This is a genomic window from Massilia agrisoli (genome assembly GCF_020831365.1).
Taxonomy (GTDB): domain Bacteria; phylum Pseudomonadota; class Gammaproteobacteria; order Burkholderiales; family Burkholderiaceae_D; genus Telluria_A; species Telluria_A agrisoli.
Window position 1 is genome coordinate 972508 of sequence record NZ_JAJHPV010000013.1, and the last position, 18056, is coordinate 990563.

Here is an 18056-nt window from a genome sequence, read left to right on the forward strand (position 1 = left end):
TGTCAGCTCCTTTAACAGTCAATCGAGCAGGCCGCGGACTTAAGCGGCAAGCTTCAGGCTTACTTTTGGAAAGTCGATGTCGACCTGGCTCGCCTTGCCCAGCACGTTGGTCAGGAAGTTCATCCCGACATGCGTGATGATCTCGACGATGTCGGCATCGCTGTAGCCGGCGCTGCGCACTTGCGCCAGTTCGAGTGCGCCGATGTCGCCCTTCTTGTCCATCAGGCTGCGCGCGAACTGCACGGCCAGCGCAGCTTGCGGGTCTGCGCTGGTGCCGGCGCGGGCGGCCGCCATTTCTTCCGCCGACAGGCCGGTCTTGCGGCCGATCGCGGTGTGGGCCGAGACGCAGTATTCGCAACCGTTCTGCTGCGCCAGCGCCAGCGCGATGCGTTCGCGGGTCAGTGCATCGAGCGTGCCGGCGCCGGCGATGCCGTGCAGGCCGAGGAAGGCGCGCAAGGCGACCGGGGAATTGGCGAACACTTTCAGGAAATTGGGAACCATGCCCAGCTGGCTCTCGATTGCATTGAGCAGTTCGGTTTGTTCGGCGTTGGCGTTCCTGCTATCGATGGTTTTAATGCGCGTCATGTTCTTCTCCAAAATTAATCTGAGGGTTGGTGCCCCGTGTTTTCTTGCGGGGACAATGCAGTGTCATTCATTTGCCGGAAGGTGTGAATGGCTTAAAATTGGAATGAACTATTTCATGGGTAGGAATAATATGGACCGGTTGGAATCGATGGCGATATTTCTCGCGGTGGTAGACGAGGGCGGGTTCGCAGCTGCGGCGCGGAAAATGAAAATCTCGCCCCCAGCGGTCACGCGCGCGGTGGGGGAACTGGAAACGGCGATGGGCGTGCGGCTGTTGACCCGCACCACGCGGGTAGTGCGGGTCACCGAGGTCGGGGCCCGCTATGCCAGCGACTGTCGCAGGGTCCTGGCCGATATCACCGACATGGAAGACCAGGCATCCGGCGCGCACGCGGCCGTGCGCGGCCGCATTGTGGTCACCGCCCCGGCCTTGTTCGGCCGCATGTACGTGACGCCGGTCGTCCTGGCCTACCTGCGGCGCTATCCGGAAGCCGAAGTCGAATGCCGTTTTGCCGACCGGGTGGTCAATATGATGGAGGAGGGGGTTGACGTGGCAATCCGCATCGGACAACTGCAGGATTCGAGCTACCAGGCAGTGCCTGTCGGGACAGTGCGCCGGGTCGTGTGCGCCTCACCGTCCTACCTGGAGGCGCACGGCACGCCGCTGGCGCCCGCGGACCTGAAGCAGCACGTCATCGTGTCTGCCCGCGGCGTCACGCCATCGCCCGACTGGCGCTTCATGAAAGACGACACGGCAGTGAGCGTCCGCGTGCAGCCCCGCCTGAGCGTCATGTCGAACGACGAGGCAATCATTGCGGCGACGGATGGTTTCGGCATGACGCGTGTGTTGTCGTACATGGTGGCGCCGCAGCTGTCGGACGGCAGGCTGGTCGAAGTGCTGCGCGCGCATGAAACGGCGGCCTTGCCGGTGCATGTGATGCATCACGAGGGCAGGCATGCGGCGCGCAAGGTACGGGCATTCCTAGACATGGCGATCCAGGAGCTGCGCGGTGCAAGCGCGGTGTCGGCCTAGGCCAGGATAGCGGCGCTGGCGAGCCGCCCCAGGGTCGCCATCGCCGCTTCCGCGCGCGCGTCCCACGGATGGCCATAATTGAGCCTCAGGCAGTTGCCGAAGCGGCGCTGCGCCGAGAACATCGGGCCGGGCGCGACGCTGATGCCGAGCGACAGCGCCTGGCGGTGGATCGCGATCGTGTCCGCGTTCCCGGGCAGCTCGACCCAGATGAAGTAGCCGCCGTCGGGCCGGGTGGCGCGGGTGCCGGCCGGGAAGTGGCGTTCGATCGCCTGCAGCATCGCTTCCTGCTGCATCGACAGCGCATGGCGCAGCTGGCGCAGGTGCTTGTCGTAGCCGCCCTTGGCCAGGTAGTCGGCCAGCGCCGCCTGGGCCGGCGCCGACGCCGACAGCGTGCGGGTCAGCTTGAGGCGCGCGACATCGCGGGTGAACCGGCCCGGCACGGCCCAGCCCACCCGGTAACCCGGCGCCAGGCTCTTCGAGAACGACGAGCAGTGCATCACCAGGCCCTGCTTGTCGTAGGCCTTGGCGGGGAGCGGCCGCATGCTGCCGAAATACAGTTCGCCATAGACATCGTCCTCGATCAGGGGGACGCCATGGGCCGCCAGCAGCGCGACCACTGCCTGCTTTTTTTCGTCAGGCATCAGGCTGCCCGTCGGGTTCTGGAAATTGGTCATCAGCCAGCAGGCTTTCGGCGCGTGGCGCTCCAGCGCGGCGGCCAGTTCGGCCAGGTCGATGCCCTCGCGCGGATGGGTCGCCACCTGGATCGCCCTGACGCCGAAGCCTTCCAGCGCCTGCAAGGCGCCGTAGAAAGCGGGCGATTCGATAATGACGGCGTCGCCCGGACGGGCCACTGCGTGCAGGCACAGGTTGAGCGCTTCCAGCGCGCCGTTGGTGATGACGATCTCGTCGGTGTGGACCGGCATGCCGTCGGCCAGGTAGCGCAGCGCGATCTGCCGCCGCAGGCTGGCGTTGCCGGGCGTCAGGTCGTCCACCGTGCTCCACGGGTCCATCGCCTGCACGCTGGAGGCCATCGAACGGGCCAGCCGGGGCAGCGGATACAACAGCGGGCTGGGGAAGGCCGAGCCGAACGGCACCACGTCGCGCATCCTGGTCGATTCGAGGATGTCGAATACCAGTTCGCTGACCTCGATCGCGGTGGAGCCGCCATCCGGCCGGGCGCTGATGCCCGGCTCGGGAAGCTGCGCCCTGGCGCCGGCGGTCACGTAGTAGCCCGACCGTTCGCGCGCGCGGATCAGGCCACGCGCTTCAAGCAGGTAATAGGCCTCGAACACGGTCGAGGGGCTGATGGCGCGGCTGGTGCTGGCCTGGCGCACCGAGGGCAGGCGGTCGCCGCGCTTGAGCACCCCGGCGCGGATCGACTGCGCTATCTCTTCCGCAAACGCCTCGTACAGCTTCATGCTCAGGCGACCGCGTACCTGGCGAACGCGACCAGCACGCCGATGAACAGGGCGGCGCCGATCAGCGCGGCGGCCAGCACGTGGAAGGGGTTCATGCCGCCCTCGACGTCGTCGTCGAAGTCGCGTTTGCGGCGCAGGCCGGTGAACGACCAGGCGATCGCTTTCATCGTCCGGCCGAACGAGCGCGTGGTGCTGTCCTTTGGTTTCGTCATGGTGGGCTCCTTGTATGCGTGCATTGTCCTCCCGGGCGGCTTTTTAGTACAGCAGCAGTGGGCGGGAAAAACAGCGTATCAGATGGGTGCCTGTCCTAGGGGAATATGCGCGCGGGGCCGGCCGGCGCGGGCGTAGCAGTGGCCAACTGATATGCAAAAATCGCCCGCACCTGCCTCTGTTTTGCTGCGGCCGCCTGCCGGACAATACTGTCCATGAAGATACATAACCTGATGTTCGCGGCCATCGCCGCTGCCGTGCTGCCTGCCGCCGCGCAGCAACTGGCCGTCCCCGACACCATCGCCCAGCGCTCGCTGGCCTGCGTAGCCTGCCATGGCAAGGAGGGGCGCGCCACCAGCGAAGGATTCTTTCCCCGCATCGCCGGCAAGCCGGCCGGCTACCTGTACAACCAGCTGCTCAACTTCCAGCAGGGCCGGCGCCAGTATCCCCTGATGACCTACCTGGTGGCCCACATGCCGGATGACTACCTGCGCGAAATCGCCGACTACTTCGCCAGCCAGCACCCGCCATACGCGCCGCCGCGGCCGGGCCGGATGCCGGCCGCGGCGCTGGAACGCGGGCGGGCGCTGGCCTTGTCGGGCGATGCATCGAAAAAGATTCCCGCCTGTGCCGCCTGCCACGGCCAGGCATTGGGCGGCGTGCTGCCGGCGACGCCGGGCCTGCTCGGCCTGCCGCGCGACTACCTCAATGCGCAGCTGGGCGCGTGGAAGAATGGTTCGCGCCGCGCCGCCGCTCCCGACTGCATGGCCCAGGTCAGCAGGCAGCTCAGCCCCGAAGACGCGGCCGCCGTCGCCGGGTGGCTGGCCGCCCAGCCGGTGCCGGCCGCGATGCTGCCGGCGCCCGCCACGTCCGTCCGCCTGCCGATCGCCTGCGGCAGCGTCCCTCACTCACATGGGCAGTAACATGAAACGACATTTCCTGATTATCATTGCTGTGCTCGGGCTGGCGTCGCTGGCGGTGGTCGGCCTGCAAACCGTCCGCGATCCCGGCGCGGATGAAGCCGCCGTTGCGGTGGCGGACGCCGGCGCGCAGCTTGAAAAGGGCAAATACCTGGCGCGGGCAGGCAACTGCATGGCCTGCCACACCGCGCGCGGCGGCGAGGAATATGCGGGCGGCCGCGCCATCAACACGCCGTTCGGCGCCATCTACGCACCCAACGTGACGCCGGACCAGGCCACCGGCATCGGCAGCTGGACGGCGGACGACTTCTGGCGCGCGCTGCATAACGGTAAATCGAAGGACGGCAGCTTCCTGTACCCGGCTTTCCCCTATCCCAATTACACTAAGATGGTGCGGGCCGATTCCGATGCCTTGTACGCTTATTTCCGCACCATTCGCCCCGTCAGGCAAGCGAACCGCGAGCACACGCTGGCGTTCCCGTACAACCAGCGCGTGCTGCTGGCGTTCTGGCGCGCGCTGTATTTCACGCCGGGCGAGTTCCAGCCGCAGGCGAACCAGACGGCCGAGTGGAACCGCGGCGCCTACCTGGTGCAGGGGCTGGGGCATTGCAGCGCCTGCCATGCAAGCCGCAGCGCGCTGGGTGGATCGCTGGCGCGTGAAGGCCTGGGCGGGGGACTGATGCCCGACGCCGGCTGGTACGCGCCGGCCCTGACGCCTGATCCCGTCAACGGCCTGGGCGAATGGCAGGTGGCCGATATTGCCAGCCTGCTCAAGACCGGGGTCTCGCAGCGCGGTGCGGCCGTCGGCCCGATGGCGGAAGTTGTCAGCACCAGCCTCCAGCATGTCGCCGATTCGGATGTGGCGGCAATGGCCATCTACCTGAAAACCTTGCCGAAGACCGCAAACGCCGCCGTGTCCGGCGCGGCGGGCGGCGCCGGCGACCCGGCTGCCGTGCTGAGGCTGGGGGCAAAACTGTACGAGCAGAACTGCGCAAGCTGCCACGGCGCCGACGGCAAGGGGGCGCCGCCGGCTTACCCTTCGCTGGCGGGAAACCGTGCGCTGGCGCTGGGCAACCCGACCAACCCGATCCGCATCGTGCTCAACGGCGGCTACCCGCCAGGCACGGCAGGCAATCCACGCCCTTACGGCATGCCGCCGTTCGGTGCTGCCTTGTCCGACAGCGATATCGCGGCAGTCGTGTCCTATATCCGCGCCGGATGGCGCAACGACGGGCAACTGGTGTCCCCGCTCGACGTCAGCCGCCTGCGCGGCGCCCCTGCGGATTGAAACCATATCTAAATAGCAAGTATCTCTCTTGTTTTGAATAATATTTACTCAAGAAAAGAAAAGCGGCGCCGTTAAAGATGAAGACCAATGCCGGGTTCGTCCACCATGTCGCTGACCATTACCTCCAATGTCCTTTCGCTGCAAGCGCAGCGCCGGGCCTCCGCCGCGGGAGAGGACATTGCACGCACCATCAGCCGCCTGTCGAGCGGGATGCGGGTGACCCGTGCGGCCGACGACGCGGCCGGGATGGCGATCGCGCAGCGGATGACGTCCAACATGAATGGCCTGAACGCGGCCGGCCGCAACATCAACGATGCGGCTTCCATGCTTCAGGTTGCCGACAGCGCCATGGCCCAGGTCGCCGACAACCTGCAGCGGCTGCGCCAGCTGGCGGTGCAGGGCGGCTCCTCGGCCTATGCGCAGGGTGACCGCGAAGCGCTCCAGCTGGAGGCGCGCGAAATCCTCGCCAACATCACCCAGATCGGCAACACCACCGAATTCAACGGCGATGCCGTGTTCTCGCAAGACCTCGGCAGCATCGGCGGCGACAAGGCCAGGCGTGCCGTCATCGACGGCCTGAAATCGGGCGGCTGGCTGACCCAGTCGGAAAAGCTGATCAGCAAGTACTACGGCATCCAGGGTGACGGCGCCGACCTGCGGATCGACCTTGACGCGCTCAACGACGGCCCGTCCAACGTGCTGGCCTATGTCGCATGGCCAAACCTGATGATGGCGCTCGATATGAGCGACTTTACCCTCGCGCATGGCGCTGATGGCGGCGACGGCCTCGACCGGATCGTCGCGCACGAAATGGTCCACGCGGTGATGTACCGCGATACCGGCATGAACCTGCCGGGCTGGTTCATCGAAGGCGCGGCCGAGCTGATCCACGGCGCCGACGACCGCGTGCGCGGCGCCACCAACAACGGCGAAACAGTCGCCACGACGGCGTTCGTCGCCAGTTTCGAGAGCTCGGTGTATGCCGGCGGCTTCGCGGCGACCCGTTACATGCACGACAAGCTGAAGGAGATGGGGGTCGAAGGCGGCATCAAAGGCGTCATGACTTACCTGGGCAATAACCGGGGTAACACCCTGACGCAGGCGCTCGACGCCGTGACCGACGGCGCGATCGCCACCGAAGCGGCGTTCGTCGCCGATTTCAAGGCCAATGGCGTGGCCTACGTGCAGACCGTGATGAACCTGACCAACGCCGACACCGGCGCGATCGGCGGGCTCGACGCCGACGGCGGCCTCGAGCGTACGGCGCGCAGCGTGGTGGCTGATGGCAGCGATCGCCCGCCGGACCAGCCGCTGGCAGGATTTAACGTGGTGTTTCCCGAGACCAGTGGCACCACCGCCATGCGCAAGGTGCAGGTGCAAGTCGGCGCCAACGCCAGCGACCACATCGAGATCAGCCTGTCGGCGATGAATGCCGGCGCGCTGGGCCTGGACGACCTCGACCTGCGCCGCACCTCGATTGCGATCCGCCATATCGACGAAGCGCTGGCCTTCGTGTCGAACCAGCGCGTCGCCGTCGGCGCCTCCTCCAAGCGCCTGGAGATTGCCGCCAGCGCGGCAGCCAGCAGCGCTGAAAACCTGGCATCAAGCCGTGCGCGCATCGTCGACACCGACTATGCCGCCGAAACCGTTGCGCTGACCCGCACGCAAATCCTCCAGCAGGCGGCCAACGCGATGGTGGCGCAAGCCAACAACCATCCCCGCACGGTGCTGTCGCTGCTGCGCTAGCCACTTTTCTTCCACAGCATCGCCGCGCCACTGGTTTGCCCCGGCGTAATTTCGCTCGGCTTTCTTGTCTGTGTAGGCAAACTACGCGAACAATTGGTGATATTTACAACGATGGAGTCGAATGAGATTGCTTGGGTAGTAAAACTACGGCATCCTTGGCTGGTTCATCGATGGTGCATGACAGCTGGCCGCAGAGCCAGGGCGTCATCGGCGGGCACCATCGACAACAACTACAAAGGAACAAGGTTATGGAGACAAGACTGACCGCACCATTCCTGGCCCTGGCATTTGCCGCAGGCCTCGCCGCACCGGCGCATGCGCTGCCGGACACCAACGTTGCCAACAAGCAGGGCTACAACACGGACGTGATCTACCAGATCGTGACCGACCGTTTTGTGGACGGCAATACCGCAAATAATCCGGCCGGCGCGGCCTACAGCGCCGGCTGCACCCAGAAGAAGCTCTACTGCGGCGGCGACTGGGCCGGCATCCAGGCCAAGATCGCCGACGGCTACCTGACCGGCATGGGCATCACCGCCGTCTGGATTTCCCAGCCGGTGGAAAACATCACCGCGCTGGTGAACTATTCCGGGACCTACAACACCTCGTACCACGGCTACTGGGCGCGCGACTTCAAGAAGCCCAACCTGGCCTACGGCACGCTGACCGACTTCACCAACCTGATCGCCGCGGCGCACGCGAAGAACATCAAGGTCATCATCGACTTCGCGCCGAACCACACCTCGCCGGCGATGCAGACCGACGCCAGCTTCGCGGAAAACGGCAAGCTGTACGACAACGGCGTCCTGCTCAGCTCGTACACCACCGACCCCAACGGCTATTTCCACCACACCGGCGGCACCAGCTTCTCGAACCTGGAAGATGGCATTTACCGCAACCTGTTCGACCTGGCCGACATCAACCACAACAAGCCGCAGATGGATGCCTATTTCAAGGCCGCCATCAAGACCTGGCTGGACCTGGGCATCGACGGCATCCGCATGGACGCGGTCAAGCACATGCCGTTCGGCTGGCAAAAGAGCTTCATGGCCTATGTGCACGGCTACAAGCCGGTGTTCACCTTTGGCGAATGGTTCCTCGGCGAGAATGAAGTCGACCCGGCCAACCACTACTTCGCCAACAAGAGCGGCATGAGCCTGCTCGACTTCCAGTTCGGCCAGAAGGTGCGCCAGGTCTTCAAGGACGGGTCGGCCGACATGACCAGCCTGAACCAGATGCTGACCGATACCGCCTCCCAGTACAGCCAGGTCAACGACCAGGTGACCTTCATCGACAACCACGACATGCCGCGCTTCAAGGCGGCGGGCGCCAACAACCGCAAGCTGGAGCAGGCGCTGGCGTTCACGCTGACCTCGCGCGGCGTGCCGGCCATCTACTACGGCACCGAACAGTACATGGAAGGCACGGGCGACCCGGACAACCGCGCCAGGATGACCTCGTTCAGCACCACGACCACCGCCTACAAGATGGTCGCCAAACTGGCCCCGCTGCGTAAGACGAATCCGGCGATTGCCTACGGCACGACGACCCAGCGCTGGGTCAGCAGCAACGTGCTGATCTTCGAGCGCAAGTTCGGCCCGAACGTGGCCGTGGTCGCCATCAACCGCGACCTGGTCAACGCCACCAACATTACCGGCTTCTATGCAGGCCTGCCGGCCGGCACCTACGGCGATGTACTGGCCGGCATCGGCCTGGCGGGCAACAGCATCACCGTCAACAGCAGCGGCGCGGTGTCGAACTTCTCGCTGGCGCCGGGCGCCGTGGCGGTATGGCAGTACACCGCCGCGACCGCCACGCCAACCATGGCCCACGTCGGCCCCATGATGTCGATGGCCGGCAAGACCATCACGATCGATGGCCGCGGCTTCGGCGCCACCAAGGGCACCGTGATGTTCGGCGCCACCGCCGTGACCGGCACCGCGATCCTGTCGTGGGAAGACACCCAGGTCAAGGTGCAGGTGCCGGCCATTGCGGCGGGCGTGTATGCGGTCAGCGTCAAGAACGCCAGCGGCGTGGCCAGCGGCGCGTACAACGCCTTTGAAGTGCTGACCGGGCCGCAGGTGACGGTGCGCTTTGTCGTCAACAACGCCTACACCAGCGTGGGCGAGAACGTCTACCTGTCCGGCGACAAGCACGAGCTCACCAGCTGGAGTTCGGCCGCGCCGATCGGCCCGCTGTTCAACCAGGTGATCCATGCGTATCCAAGCTGGTACACCGATGTCAGCGTGCCGGCGTCCTCCACCATCAGTTTCAAGTTCCTGAAGAAGAGCGCGAATCCGACGGTGTGGGAGGGCGGCAGCAACCATACCTTCGTCACCCCGGCCAGCGGCACGGCCACGGTCAACGTGAACTGGCAGCCGTAAGCAGTTCCCCGCTGCGGGCGCGCTGGCCGCGCCTGCAGTATCTTTAGCGCAACGAATAGTTCAACTCGGCAACTTATCTTTGGTATTTTCCGGTAGAATACCCGCTCGCTGTCTTTTATTGCGTTCGACCCCGCAAGCAACTCTTGCCCCACGTATCCGACGCCGGACCGACACCCCGTCCGCGTTGCGAATAGCAGTCCAAGATCTGATTTTTTCAACATCACGATCGCCAAACCCATGAATAACATTGACGCCGGCTACGCGCCGCGCGAAGTACTCGCTATCGCCATCGATGGTGAGGAGTACGGTATCGATATCGGCCGCATCCAGGAAATCCGCGGCTATGACGCAGTCACCCGGATTGCCAACGCACCCGGGTTCATCAAGGGCGTCATCAACCTGCGCGGGGTGATCCTGCCCATCGTTGACCTGCGCGTGATCCTTGGCGTCGCCGCCCCGGTGTATGACGCGCTGACGGTCGTCGTCGTGCTGTCGATCGGCGGCCAGACGCTCGGCCTGGTGGTAGACAGCGTGTCGGACGTCATCACGCTCGCCCCCGAACAGATCAAGCCGCCGCCCGGTGCCACCGGTGCGCTGGCGATCGACTACATCGTCGGCGTCGGCACCGTCGATGAGCGCATGCTGATCCTGGTCGACATCGCGCGCCTGATGTCGTCCCACCACATGCTTGCCCTTGACACCGCACTGGCTGCGTAAGCGCCGCGCTTTCTAAGAACATACAAGAGAAACACGATGAATCTATCAAAACTGAAAGTTGGAACCCGCCTGACGCTGGGCTTCGGCGTCGTCTGCCTGCTGCTGGTCATCACGATCGGCGTGGGGCTCAGCAAGCTCGCCACCCTCGATGCGGGCACCCACCTGATTGTTGGTGACAAGTGGCCAAAGCTGCGCAAGGCCAGCATGCTGCTGACCAGCGTCGACACCATTGCGATCTCGTTGCGTAACATGATGCTGAATGCAAATGCCGACGACCGCAAGGGCCAGGTCAGCGCCATTATGGCGTCGCGCCAGGCGGGCGACGCCACGATCGATGAGCTGCAGCGCGCGATCAAGTCCGAAAAAGGGACGGCGATGCTGCGCGCCATCGTCGAGCACCGCGCCAGATACCGGGAAGGACAGGACAAACTGCTGGCGCTGATCGCCGCTGGCGACGATGAGGGCGCGAAGGCCTACCTTTCCAATGAGCTGCGTCCGGTCCTGGGAGCCTACAAGGAGAAGCTCAATATCCTGATCGACCACGAAGTCAGGCAGATTGAAGAAACGGCCGACGCGGCAGTCGTGACCTATGAAGCTGCGCGCACCCTGATGCTGGGCCTGGGCGCCATCGCCATCGCGCTGGCCGCCGCGATCGGCTACTCGATCACGCGCCGCCTGCTGCTGCAGCTGGGCGGCGAGCCCGACTATGCTTCCTCGATCGCAGCGGAAATCGCGGCGGGCAACCTGGGCGTGCAGGTGGCGGTCCGCCCGGGCGACACGGCCAGCATGTTATACGCGATGGCCGCCATGCGCGAGCAGCTTGCCAAGGTGGTCCTCGAAGTGCGCACCAGCACGGACATGATCCACACCGCGTCGAGTGAAATCGCGGCCGGCAACCAGGAACTGTCGGCGCGTACCGAACAGCAAGCCAGCGCGCTGGAAGAAACCGCGTCGTCGATGGAGGAGCTGACCTCGACCGTGCGCCAGAACGCCGACAACGCCCGCCAGGCCAACCAGCTGGCGGTGTCGGCCTCGGACGTGGCCTCAAAGGGCGGCGCGGTCGTGGCGCAAGTGGTCGACACCATGCAATCGATCAATGAGTCGTCCAGGAGCATCGTCGACATCATCAGCGTCATCGACGGCATCGCCTTCCAGACCAACATCCTGGCGCTGAACGCGGCGGTGGAAGCGGCGCGCGCCGGCGAGCAGGGCCGCGGCTTCGCCGTGGTGGCGTCTGAAGTGCGCACGCTGGCGCAACGTTCGGCCAGCGCGGCGAAGGAAATCAAGGCGCTGATCGACAATTCGGTGACCAAGGTCGACCAGGGCGCCAGGCTGGTGGACCAGGCCGGCGTGACGATGGACGCGATCATCCAGAGCGTGCGCAGCGTTACCGACATCATGAGCGAGATCTCCGCCGCCAGCGCCGAGCAAAGCGCCGGCATCGAGCAGATCAACATGGCGGTGACCCAGATGGACCAGGTCACGCAGCAAAACGCCGCCTTGGTGGAAGAGGCCGCTGCCGCCTCGGCCCAGATGCAGGACCAGGCCGCCGGACTGACGCGTGCGGTCAGCCTGTTCAGGCTGGGCGCAACGGAGCAGGCGCCGGCGGCGCTGGCCCCGGTCCGGCGCGCCGCGCCAAAGCCGGCCCCGCGCATGATTGCGGCCACCGCCGGTGCTGCTGGCGACTGGGCAAGCTTCTAAGGAAATCACGCAATCCGGTGGCGCGGGCGCAGTGCGCACGCGCACGCGGTGCTAACATGTACGCATCGACGTCGCCTGCGATGAAAGAGGTGCCAGCATGAAAGCAATCGTTACCGGACACACCAAAGGGCTGGGCGAGGCCATCGCCTCGGACCTGCTCACGCGCGACATCCCGGTACTGGGACTGGCGCGCACATTTTCCGACGCCATGCAGGCGCGCTGCCCCGGCCTGCTGTCGCAGATCGAAATCGACCTGGCCGATGCCAACGCCCTCGGCAACTGGCTTGCCGGCAGCGCGCTGCGCCATTTCCTGGCAGGCGACAACGCCATCCTCCTCATCAATAACGCCGGCGTCGTGCAGCCGGTGGGCACCTTGCTCGACCAGGACCCGCTGGCGGTGGCGCGCGCCGTCACGCTCAACATCGCCGCGCCGATGATGCTGTCGGCGGCCGTGGTCGCGCTCAGCCAGGGCGCCGAGCGCCGCATCCTGCATGTCTCGAGCGGCGCCGGGCGCAATGCCTACCCGGGCTGGAGCGTGTATTGCGCCACCAAGGCCGCGCTCGACCAGCACGCGCGCGCGGTCGCGCTCGACGCCGTGCCGGGCGTGCGCATCTGCAGCCTGGCGCCCGGCGTGATCGACACCGATATGCAGGCCGAAATCCGCGCCACGCCGCCTGAGCGCTTTCCGCTGCGCGAGCGCTTCGTGGAACTGGAGCGCGCAGGCGAACTGAGCCCGCCGCAACAAACGGCGCGCGCAGTAGTCGAATACATGCTCGGCACCGGTTTCGGGCGCGAGCCGGTGGACGACCTGCGCACCACCAGGTAGCAGCAGGCATCACCGCGAGGAGGGGCGATGTACAAGCACATCTTGTTGCCGACCGACGGTTCGGCCCTGTCACGCAAGGCGGTGCGCAGCGCCGTGCTGTTTGCCAAGGAGGCCGGCGCGCGCATTACCGCCATCCATGTGCTGGCCACCCCAGGCGCGGACGAGCTGGAAGCCTGGACCCACCATGACCCCGACTTTGCCGACAGGCGCGCGCGCCTGTTCCAGAAATTCGCCGACGCCGCGCTCCAGTTCGCCAGCGACAGCGCCGCCGCGCAAGGCGTTCCCTGTTCGGTGCGGCTCGTGATGGGCGAGGAACCCTGGCGCGCCATCGTCGACACCGCCCAGGCCGCCCAATGCGACCTGGTGTTCCTGGCCGCGCATGGCGCCAGGGGCGGGTCCGCCCAACTGCTGGGCAGCGAGGCGCTCAAGGTGCTGGTCCACAGCAGTGTCCCCGTGCTGGTGCACAAGCCAGCCGCCGGAGCGCCTTGAACTGCCCGGTATTGACAGGCGTCTTGCCCCGCTTGAGGCGAGCTGGGGAAAAAGGTATTCTACGGACCAGCCCGCCTTCTCCCGCGCGCCCACCGATTACCTGACCCGCGGACCATCATGCCAAGCGAGCTCAACTGCGTCACATTGAAGGACAACCACGACGTCCCACGGATGTTCGCCGGCGAGGGCGAGATGGTGCGCCGGGTCAACGAGCATGACTGGGAGGACACGCCGCTCGGGCCGGTGTCCGGCTGGCCCGACAGCATCCGGGCGGCCGTCAGCATCGCGCTGGGCTCCAACTTCCAGCTGGTGGTGCTGTCCGGCCCCGAACTGGTCTACATCTACAACGACGCTTCGATCTGCATCTTCGGCGAGAAGCATCCGTGGGCGCTCGGCAAGCCGACCTCGCTGGTATGGTCGGAAGCATGGGCCACGCTCGGCCCGATGCTCCACTCGGTGCTCGACACCGGCCGCGCGCTGCGCCACGACGACCTGCTGCTGGTGTTGCAGCGTTACGGCTACGTCGAGGAATGCTACTTCACTTTTTCGTACAGCCCGATCCGCAGCGACGACGGCATCGCCGGGGTGTTCATCTCGGTGATCGAAACCTCGGAACGGGTCGTCAACGAACGCCGCCTGCGCACCCTGGGCGAACTGGCGGCGCGGGTGGCTTCGGGGCGCGGCGAACAGGTGTACGCGGCGCTGGCCGAGGCGCTGTCGCAGAGCCTCGACGACCTGCCGTGCGCCGCGCTCTACCTCGTCGAGCCGGGACAGCGCGCGCCGCGCACCGTGTTCCATACGGGCGTGGAGGGCGGCTGCATCCATGCCGCCGGACCGGCCGCGCGCGCCTTCGCCACCGGCCAGGTGCAGGAGTTCGACGCCAGCGAGATGCTGGCCGGCGACGCCTCCTATGGCATCTGGCCGGAGCGTCCGCGCCACGGCCTGGCCTATCCGCTGATGCTGCCCGGGGCGCGCCAGGCTTGCGGCGTGTTCGTCATCGGCGTCAACCCGCGCAAGGCGCTCGATGCGGCGCACCGCACCTTCCTCGATTTCGTCGCCGGCCACGTCGCCACCGCGATCGCCAACGCCGAGGCGGCGCGCATCGAGCGCGAGCGCATGACGGCGATGGCGGAGCTGAACCGCTCCAGGAGCGCCTTCTTCGCCAACGCCAGCCACGAGCTGCGCACCCCGCTGACCCTGATCCTCGGGCCGCTCGAGGGCCTGCTCGAATCGCCCGGCGCGGTGGCGGACGGCGCCCGCGAACCGCTCGAGATGGCGCGCCGCAACGCGCTGCGCATGAAGCGGCTGGTCAATTCCCTGCTCGATTTCGCCAGCATCGAAGCGGGCCGCATGCAGGTGCGGATGGAACGCACCGACCTGGCCCAGGTGACGCTCGGCCTGGCCAGCCTGTTCAGGCCTTCCTTCGACAGCGCCGGCGTGGCGTTCGCGGCATCGGTGCCGCCGCACCCGGTCGACGTGCTGATCGACCTTGAGATGTGGGAAAAGGTGGTCCTCAACCTGCTGTCGAACGCGCTCAAGTTCACCCCGCAGGGCAAGGTGGAACTGGCGCTGCGCGAGGACGACGGCGTCATCGTGCTGTCGGTCAGCGACACGGGCGTGGGCATCGGCGCGCACGACCTGCCGCACATCTTCGAGCGCTTCTACCGCGGCGCGCATCACAGCGAACGCGCCGGCGCAGAGGGCAGCGGTCTTGGCCTGGCGCTGGCGTCGGAGCTGGTGCGCCTGCTCGACGGCAGCCTGGAGGCCGACAGCGCCGAGGGCGTGGGCACGACGATCGCCGCGCGCATTCCGGCGCGCCGCGCGGCGCCAGGCAACGATGGCGCGGACCTGCGCGCCGAGATCCGCCTCAACGCCCAGGGCGAGGCGATCGTGGCGGACGCACGGCGCGCCGCCGATGCGCGCGCCGCGCGTGCGCCAGCCGGGGCGCCCCCTGCGGCGGCGGCCGGCGCCGGCCTGATCAAGGCCGTGGTCATTGACGACAACGCCGACGTCGTGCGCTACCTCGAATGCCTGTTGCAGCCCTGGTGCGCGGTCGCAACGGCCGGCGAGGCCGCAGCCGGCCTGGATGCGGTGCGCCGCATCCGTCCCGATATCGTGCTGCTGGACGTGATGATGCCGGGGATTGACGGCTTCGAGCTGCTGCGCACCATCCGCGGCGACGAAGCGATCCAGTCGATCCCGGTAATCATCCTGTCGGCCCACGCGGGCGAGGATGCGCGCCTGGAGGCGCTGGCGGCTGGCGCCGACGACTACCTGGTCAAGCCGTTCAGCGCGCGCGAACTGGTCGCCATGGTGCACGCGCACGTCAAGCTGGTGCGCACCCGCCGCGCGCTGGCCGAGCGCGAGGCGCACTTGCTGAACCAGATCGCGGAAGTCAGCAGCGACCTGGAAAGCGTCATGGAAGGCACCAGCGACGCCTTCCTCAGCGTCGATCCCGAGCTGCGCATCGTGGCCATCAAGAAGATCCGCTCGTCGCTGCTGAACGAAGCGCCCGAAGCGATGATTGGCCGCCAGCTGCCCGATGTCGAGCCTGAATTCGCGCCGGTGGCCGACGCCCTGCTGCGCGCCATGCGCGAGCGCCGCACGGTCGGCCTGCACTTCCTGCACCGGCCAAGCGAGCGCTGGTTCAGCGTGCGCTGCTATCCGGGCGGGAAGGGGGCGATCGCGTTTGCCAACGAGATCACGCGCCAGAAAAATGCCGAGGCGCGGCTCCGGCAAGCCCACGCCGAGCTGGAAACCCGGGTGCTGGAACGCACGCGCGACCTGGACACCGCCAACGCGCTGCTCGAAGCCGTCTTCGACCGTTCGCCGGCCGGCATCGTGATGGCCGACTTCGACGGCCGCATCGTGCGCGCCAACGCGGCCTTCGAGCGGCTGGTGGGCGTGGGCGGGCAGCAGCTCAAGGCCTTGACGATCGAGCGCCTGGCCGATCCGGCCGACGCCGCGCTGAGCCGGATGCTGGTCGAACAGCTGCGCGCCGGCCAGACCGACACCTTCCTGATCGAGATGCGCTACCGCAGGCCGGACGGCAGCGTGACCTGGGCCGAGAATTTTGTCGGCACCATCAACGGCGACGACGGCAAGCCGCGCTATATCGTCAAGATCGTGCAGGACATCAGCAGCCGCAAGGCCGCCGCCGACGAGATCCTCGCTTCGCGCAACGAGCTGCGCTTTTTGTACGACTGGCTTCAGCACGTGCGCAAGGACGAACGGATCGCGCTGGCGCGCGAAGTGCATGACCAGCTGGGACAGATCCTGTCTGCGGCCAAGATCGACATCAAGCTGCTGCTGGAAGATATCCAGGCCAGCAGCGGCGCGCTGCCGCGCCGCAAACTCGTGGCGGAACTGAACAGCGCGTCCGATACGCTCGACCAGGCGATCGATTCGGCGCGCTCGATCGCAATGCAGCTGCGCCCGCCCGCGATCCAGAACCAGGGCCTGTACTCGGCGCTGGCATGGCATGCGCGCGACTTCGAGCGGCGCACCCGCGTGGCGGTGGCGCTCGACCTGCCGGCCGATAGGGGCGGGCCGGCATGTCCGGGGGGCGAGGCGCTGTTCAGGATATTCATGGAGGCGCTGACCAATATCCTGCGCCACGCGCGCGCCAGCAGCGTGTCGGTCTGCGCGCAGCGGCGCGGCCAGCGCATGTTGCTGCGCGTGCGCGACAATGGCGTCGGCATCCCGGCGGCGCGGGTGCGCGCGCCTGGAACCCTGGGGCTGGTGGGGATGCGCGAGCGCGCCGAACTGGTGCATGGACGGGTCGGCATCCGCCGGCTGCGCTCCGGCGGCACGCTGCTGTCGGCGCTGGTGCCAGTGTCCGATTTCCGCGAGACTTGATACACTGTAGCCGGATCAAAAAAACGAGACCACATTGATAAAAATTGTAATCGCCGACGACCACGCGCTGATCCGCGAGGGCATCAAGAAAATCATCCGTTCCTCGCGCGACCTGCACATCGTGGGCGAGGCGGCCGGCTTCAATGAACTGCTCGACCTGATTCCCGGGGCCGAGCCGGACGTGGTCATCCTCGACCTGTCGCTGCCCAACTACGAAGGCCTGGCCGGGCTGCTGGAACTGAAAGCCCGGTTCCCCCGGCAGTGCGTGCTGATCCTGTCGATGTTCCCGGAAGAGCAGTTCGCGGTCGCGGCGCTGCGCGCCGGCGCGGCCGGCTACGTAACCAAGGGCATGGCCGCCGAAGAGCTGATCCAGGCGGTGCGGCGGGTTACTGCCGGCGCCAGCTATATCAGCGAACACCTGGCCGAGTTGCTGGTCACCGACGCCACCGCGCCCCAGCAGCTGGCGGTGCATGAAACGCTCACCCCGCGCGAGCGCGACGTGCTGCGCATGATCGGTTCGGGACGCCAGATCAAGCAGGTGTCGGCCGAACTGGGCATCAGCATCAGCTCGGTCAACACCTACCGCGCCCGCATCTTCAAGAAAATGGGCCTGTCGTCGAATGCGGCGCTGATCCGCTATGCGCTCAAGTTCGGTCTGGTGGCCTGATCCGACCTTCCCGCCGTGCCCGTCACAGTTTTTACGACCTGGTGGCGGGATCCCTGTGGTCCTGCAAGCGCCACTGCGTCTTCCCGCGCGACACCTTGTTGCGCCGCTCATACGAACGAACCGCCATGTTCGCTCCGGATGAAATAAACTTGCTTTGCGAGGCCGGGCCGCATTACCCTCGATATAACGGACATATCCCTACGGAAACAGTCGC

Annotated in this window: 14 protein-coding genes; 11 read left to right on the forward strand and 3 right to left on the reverse strand. The window is 66.4% G+C overall.

All coding sequences use genetic code 11. The features are described from left to right. Positions 1-39 precede the first annotated feature (39 nt). On the reverse strand, positions 40-585 hold the full coding sequence (locus tag LMJ30_RS13545) for a carboxymuconolactone decarboxylase family protein (RefSeq protein ID WP_229432845.1): 546 nt from the start codon (positions 583-585) through the stop codon (positions 40-42). 130 nt (positions 586-715) lie between these two features. Here LMJ30_RS13545 and LMJ30_RS13550 point away from each other — a divergent pair, with 130 nt between their 5' ends. After that, positions 716-1618 (forward strand): LysR family transcriptional regulator, encoded by a 903-nt coding sequence (locus LMJ30_RS13550; RefSeq protein ID WP_229432846.1) that lies wholly within the window; start codon positions 716-718, stop codon positions 1616-1618. Here the strand turns inward: LMJ30_RS13550 and LMJ30_RS13555 are convergent. Then, on the reverse strand, positions 1615-3036 hold the full coding sequence (locus LMJ30_RS13555) for an aminotransferase-like domain-containing protein (RefSeq protein ID WP_229432847.1): 1422 nt from the start codon (positions 3034-3036) through the stop codon (positions 1615-1617). The two genes, LMJ30_RS13550 and LMJ30_RS13555, sit on opposite strands and share 4 nt — an antisense overlap. A 2-nt stretch (positions 3037-3038) precedes the next feature. Further along, positions 3039-3248 carry a DUF2970 domain-containing protein gene (locus tag LMJ30_RS13560; RefSeq protein ID WP_229432848.1) on the reverse strand — a complete coding sequence of 70 codons (210 nt, stop codon included), beginning with the start codon at positions 3246-3248 and terminating at the stop codon, positions 3039-3041. 213 nt (positions 3249-3461) lie between these two features. Between LMJ30_RS13560 and LMJ30_RS13565 the strand changes: the two genes are divergently transcribed. From LMJ30_RS13565 to LMJ30_RS13615, 10 genes are all read left to right on the forward strand, one after another. Further along, entirely contained in the window at positions 3462-4169 is a 708-nt protein-coding gene (locus LMJ30_RS13565; RefSeq protein ID WP_371873005.1) for a c-type cytochrome, read from the forward strand. 1 nt (position 4170) lies between these two features. Next, on the forward strand, positions 4171-5454 hold the full coding sequence (locus LMJ30_RS13570) for a c-type cytochrome (RefSeq protein WP_229432849.1): 1284 nt from the start codon (positions 4171-4173) through the stop codon (positions 5452-5454). Positions 5455-5541: 87 nt separating this feature from the next. Next, a complete protein-coding gene (locus tag LMJ30_RS13575; RefSeq protein ID WP_229432850.1) occupies positions 5542-7200 on the forward strand; it encodes a flagellinolysin in 1659 nt (552 codons plus the stop codon). A gap of 248 nt (positions 7201-7448) precedes the next feature. Continuing rightward, entirely contained in the window at positions 7449-9584 is a 2136-nt protein-coding gene (locus LMJ30_RS13580; RefSeq protein ID WP_229432851.1) for an alpha-amylase family glycosyl hydrolase, read from the forward strand. A 237-nt stretch (positions 9585-9821) separates the two neighbouring features. Then, positions 9822-10301: a chemotaxis protein CheW gene (locus LMJ30_RS13585; protein ID WP_229432852.1), complete on the forward strand. Its 480-nt coding sequence runs from the start codon at positions 9822-9824 to the stop codon at positions 10299-10301. A 36-nt stretch (positions 10302-10337) separates the two neighbouring features. After that, positions 10338-12002 carry a methyl-accepting chemotaxis protein gene (locus LMJ30_RS21775; protein ID WP_307729301.1) on the forward strand — a complete coding sequence of 555 codons (1665 nt, stop codon included), beginning with the start codon at positions 10338-10340 and terminating at the stop codon, positions 12000-12002. A gap of 97 nt (positions 12003-12099) precedes the next feature. Then, positions 12100-12828 carry an SDR family oxidoreductase gene (locus LMJ30_RS13600; protein ID WP_229432853.1) on the forward strand — a complete coding sequence of 243 codons (729 nt, stop codon included), beginning with the start codon at positions 12100-12102 and terminating at the stop codon, positions 12826-12828. A 27-nt stretch (positions 12829-12855) separates the two neighbouring features. Beyond that, positions 12856-13317 carry a universal stress protein gene (locus LMJ30_RS13605; RefSeq protein WP_229432854.1) on the forward strand — a complete coding sequence of 154 codons (462 nt, stop codon included), beginning with the start codon at positions 12856-12858 and terminating at the stop codon, positions 13315-13317. 117 nt (positions 13318-13434) lie between these two features. Further along, complete coding sequence (locus LMJ30_RS13610) at positions 13435-17175, forward strand: ATP-binding protein (protein WP_229432855.1); 3741 nt, start codon at positions 13435-13437, stop codon at positions 17173-17175. 34 nt (positions 17176-17209) lie between these two features. Beyond that, positions 17210-17842 (forward strand): response regulator, encoded by a 633-nt coding sequence (locus LMJ30_RS13615; RefSeq protein WP_229432856.1) that lies wholly within the window; start codon positions 17210-17212, stop codon positions 17840-17842. Positions 17843-18056: the final 214 nt, after the last annotated feature.

What these genes read in the sequence shown, in the direction of transcription:
- LMJ30_RS13545 (WP_229432845.1), bottom strand. Translation starts at nt 585, where the DNA reads ATGACGCGCATTAAAACCATCGATAGCAGGAACGCCAACGCCGAACAA.
- LMJ30_RS13550 (WP_229432846.1), top strand. Translation starts at nt 716, where the DNA reads ATGGACCGGTTGGAATCGATGGCGATATTTCTCGCGGTGGTAGACGAG.
- LMJ30_RS13555 (WP_229432847.1), bottom strand. Translation starts at nt 3,036, where the DNA reads ATGAAGCTGTACGAGGCGTTTGCGGAAGAGATAGCGCAGTCGATCCGC.
- LMJ30_RS13560 (WP_229432848.1), bottom strand. Translation starts at nt 3,248, where the DNA reads ATGACGAAACCAAAGGACAGCACCACGCGCTCGTTCGGCCGGACGATG.
- LMJ30_RS13565 (WP_371873005.1), top strand. Translation starts at nt 3,462, where the DNA reads ATGAAGATACATAACCTGATGTTCGCGGCCATCGCCGCTGCCGTGCTG.
- LMJ30_RS13570 (WP_229432849.1), top strand. Translation starts at nt 4,171, where the DNA reads ATGAAACGACATTTCCTGATTATCATTGCTGTGCTCGGGCTGGCGTCG.
- LMJ30_RS13575 (WP_229432850.1), top strand. Translation starts at nt 5,542, where the DNA reads ATGCCGGGTTCGTCCACCATGTCGCTGACCATTACCTCCAATGTCCTT.
- LMJ30_RS13580 (WP_229432851.1), top strand. Translation starts at nt 7,449, where the DNA reads ATGGAGACAAGACTGACCGCACCATTCCTGGCCCTGGCATTTGCCGCA.
- LMJ30_RS13585 (WP_229432852.1), top strand. Translation starts at nt 9,822, where the DNA reads ATGAATAACATTGACGCCGGCTACGCGCCGCGCGAAGTACTCGCTATC.
- LMJ30_RS21775 (WP_307729301.1), top strand. Translation starts at nt 10,338, where the DNA reads ATGAATCTATCAAAACTGAAAGTTGGAACCCGCCTGACGCTGGGCTTC.
- LMJ30_RS13600 (WP_229432853.1), top strand. Translation starts at nt 12,100, where the DNA reads ATGAAAGCAATCGTTACCGGACACACCAAAGGGCTGGGCGAGGCCATC.
- LMJ30_RS13605 (WP_229432854.1), top strand. Translation starts at nt 12,856, where the DNA reads ATGTACAAGCACATCTTGTTGCCGACCGACGGTTCGGCCCTGTCACGC.
- LMJ30_RS13610 (WP_229432855.1), top strand. Translation starts at nt 13,435, where the DNA reads ATGCCAAGCGAGCTCAACTGCGTCACATTGAAGGACAACCACGACGTC.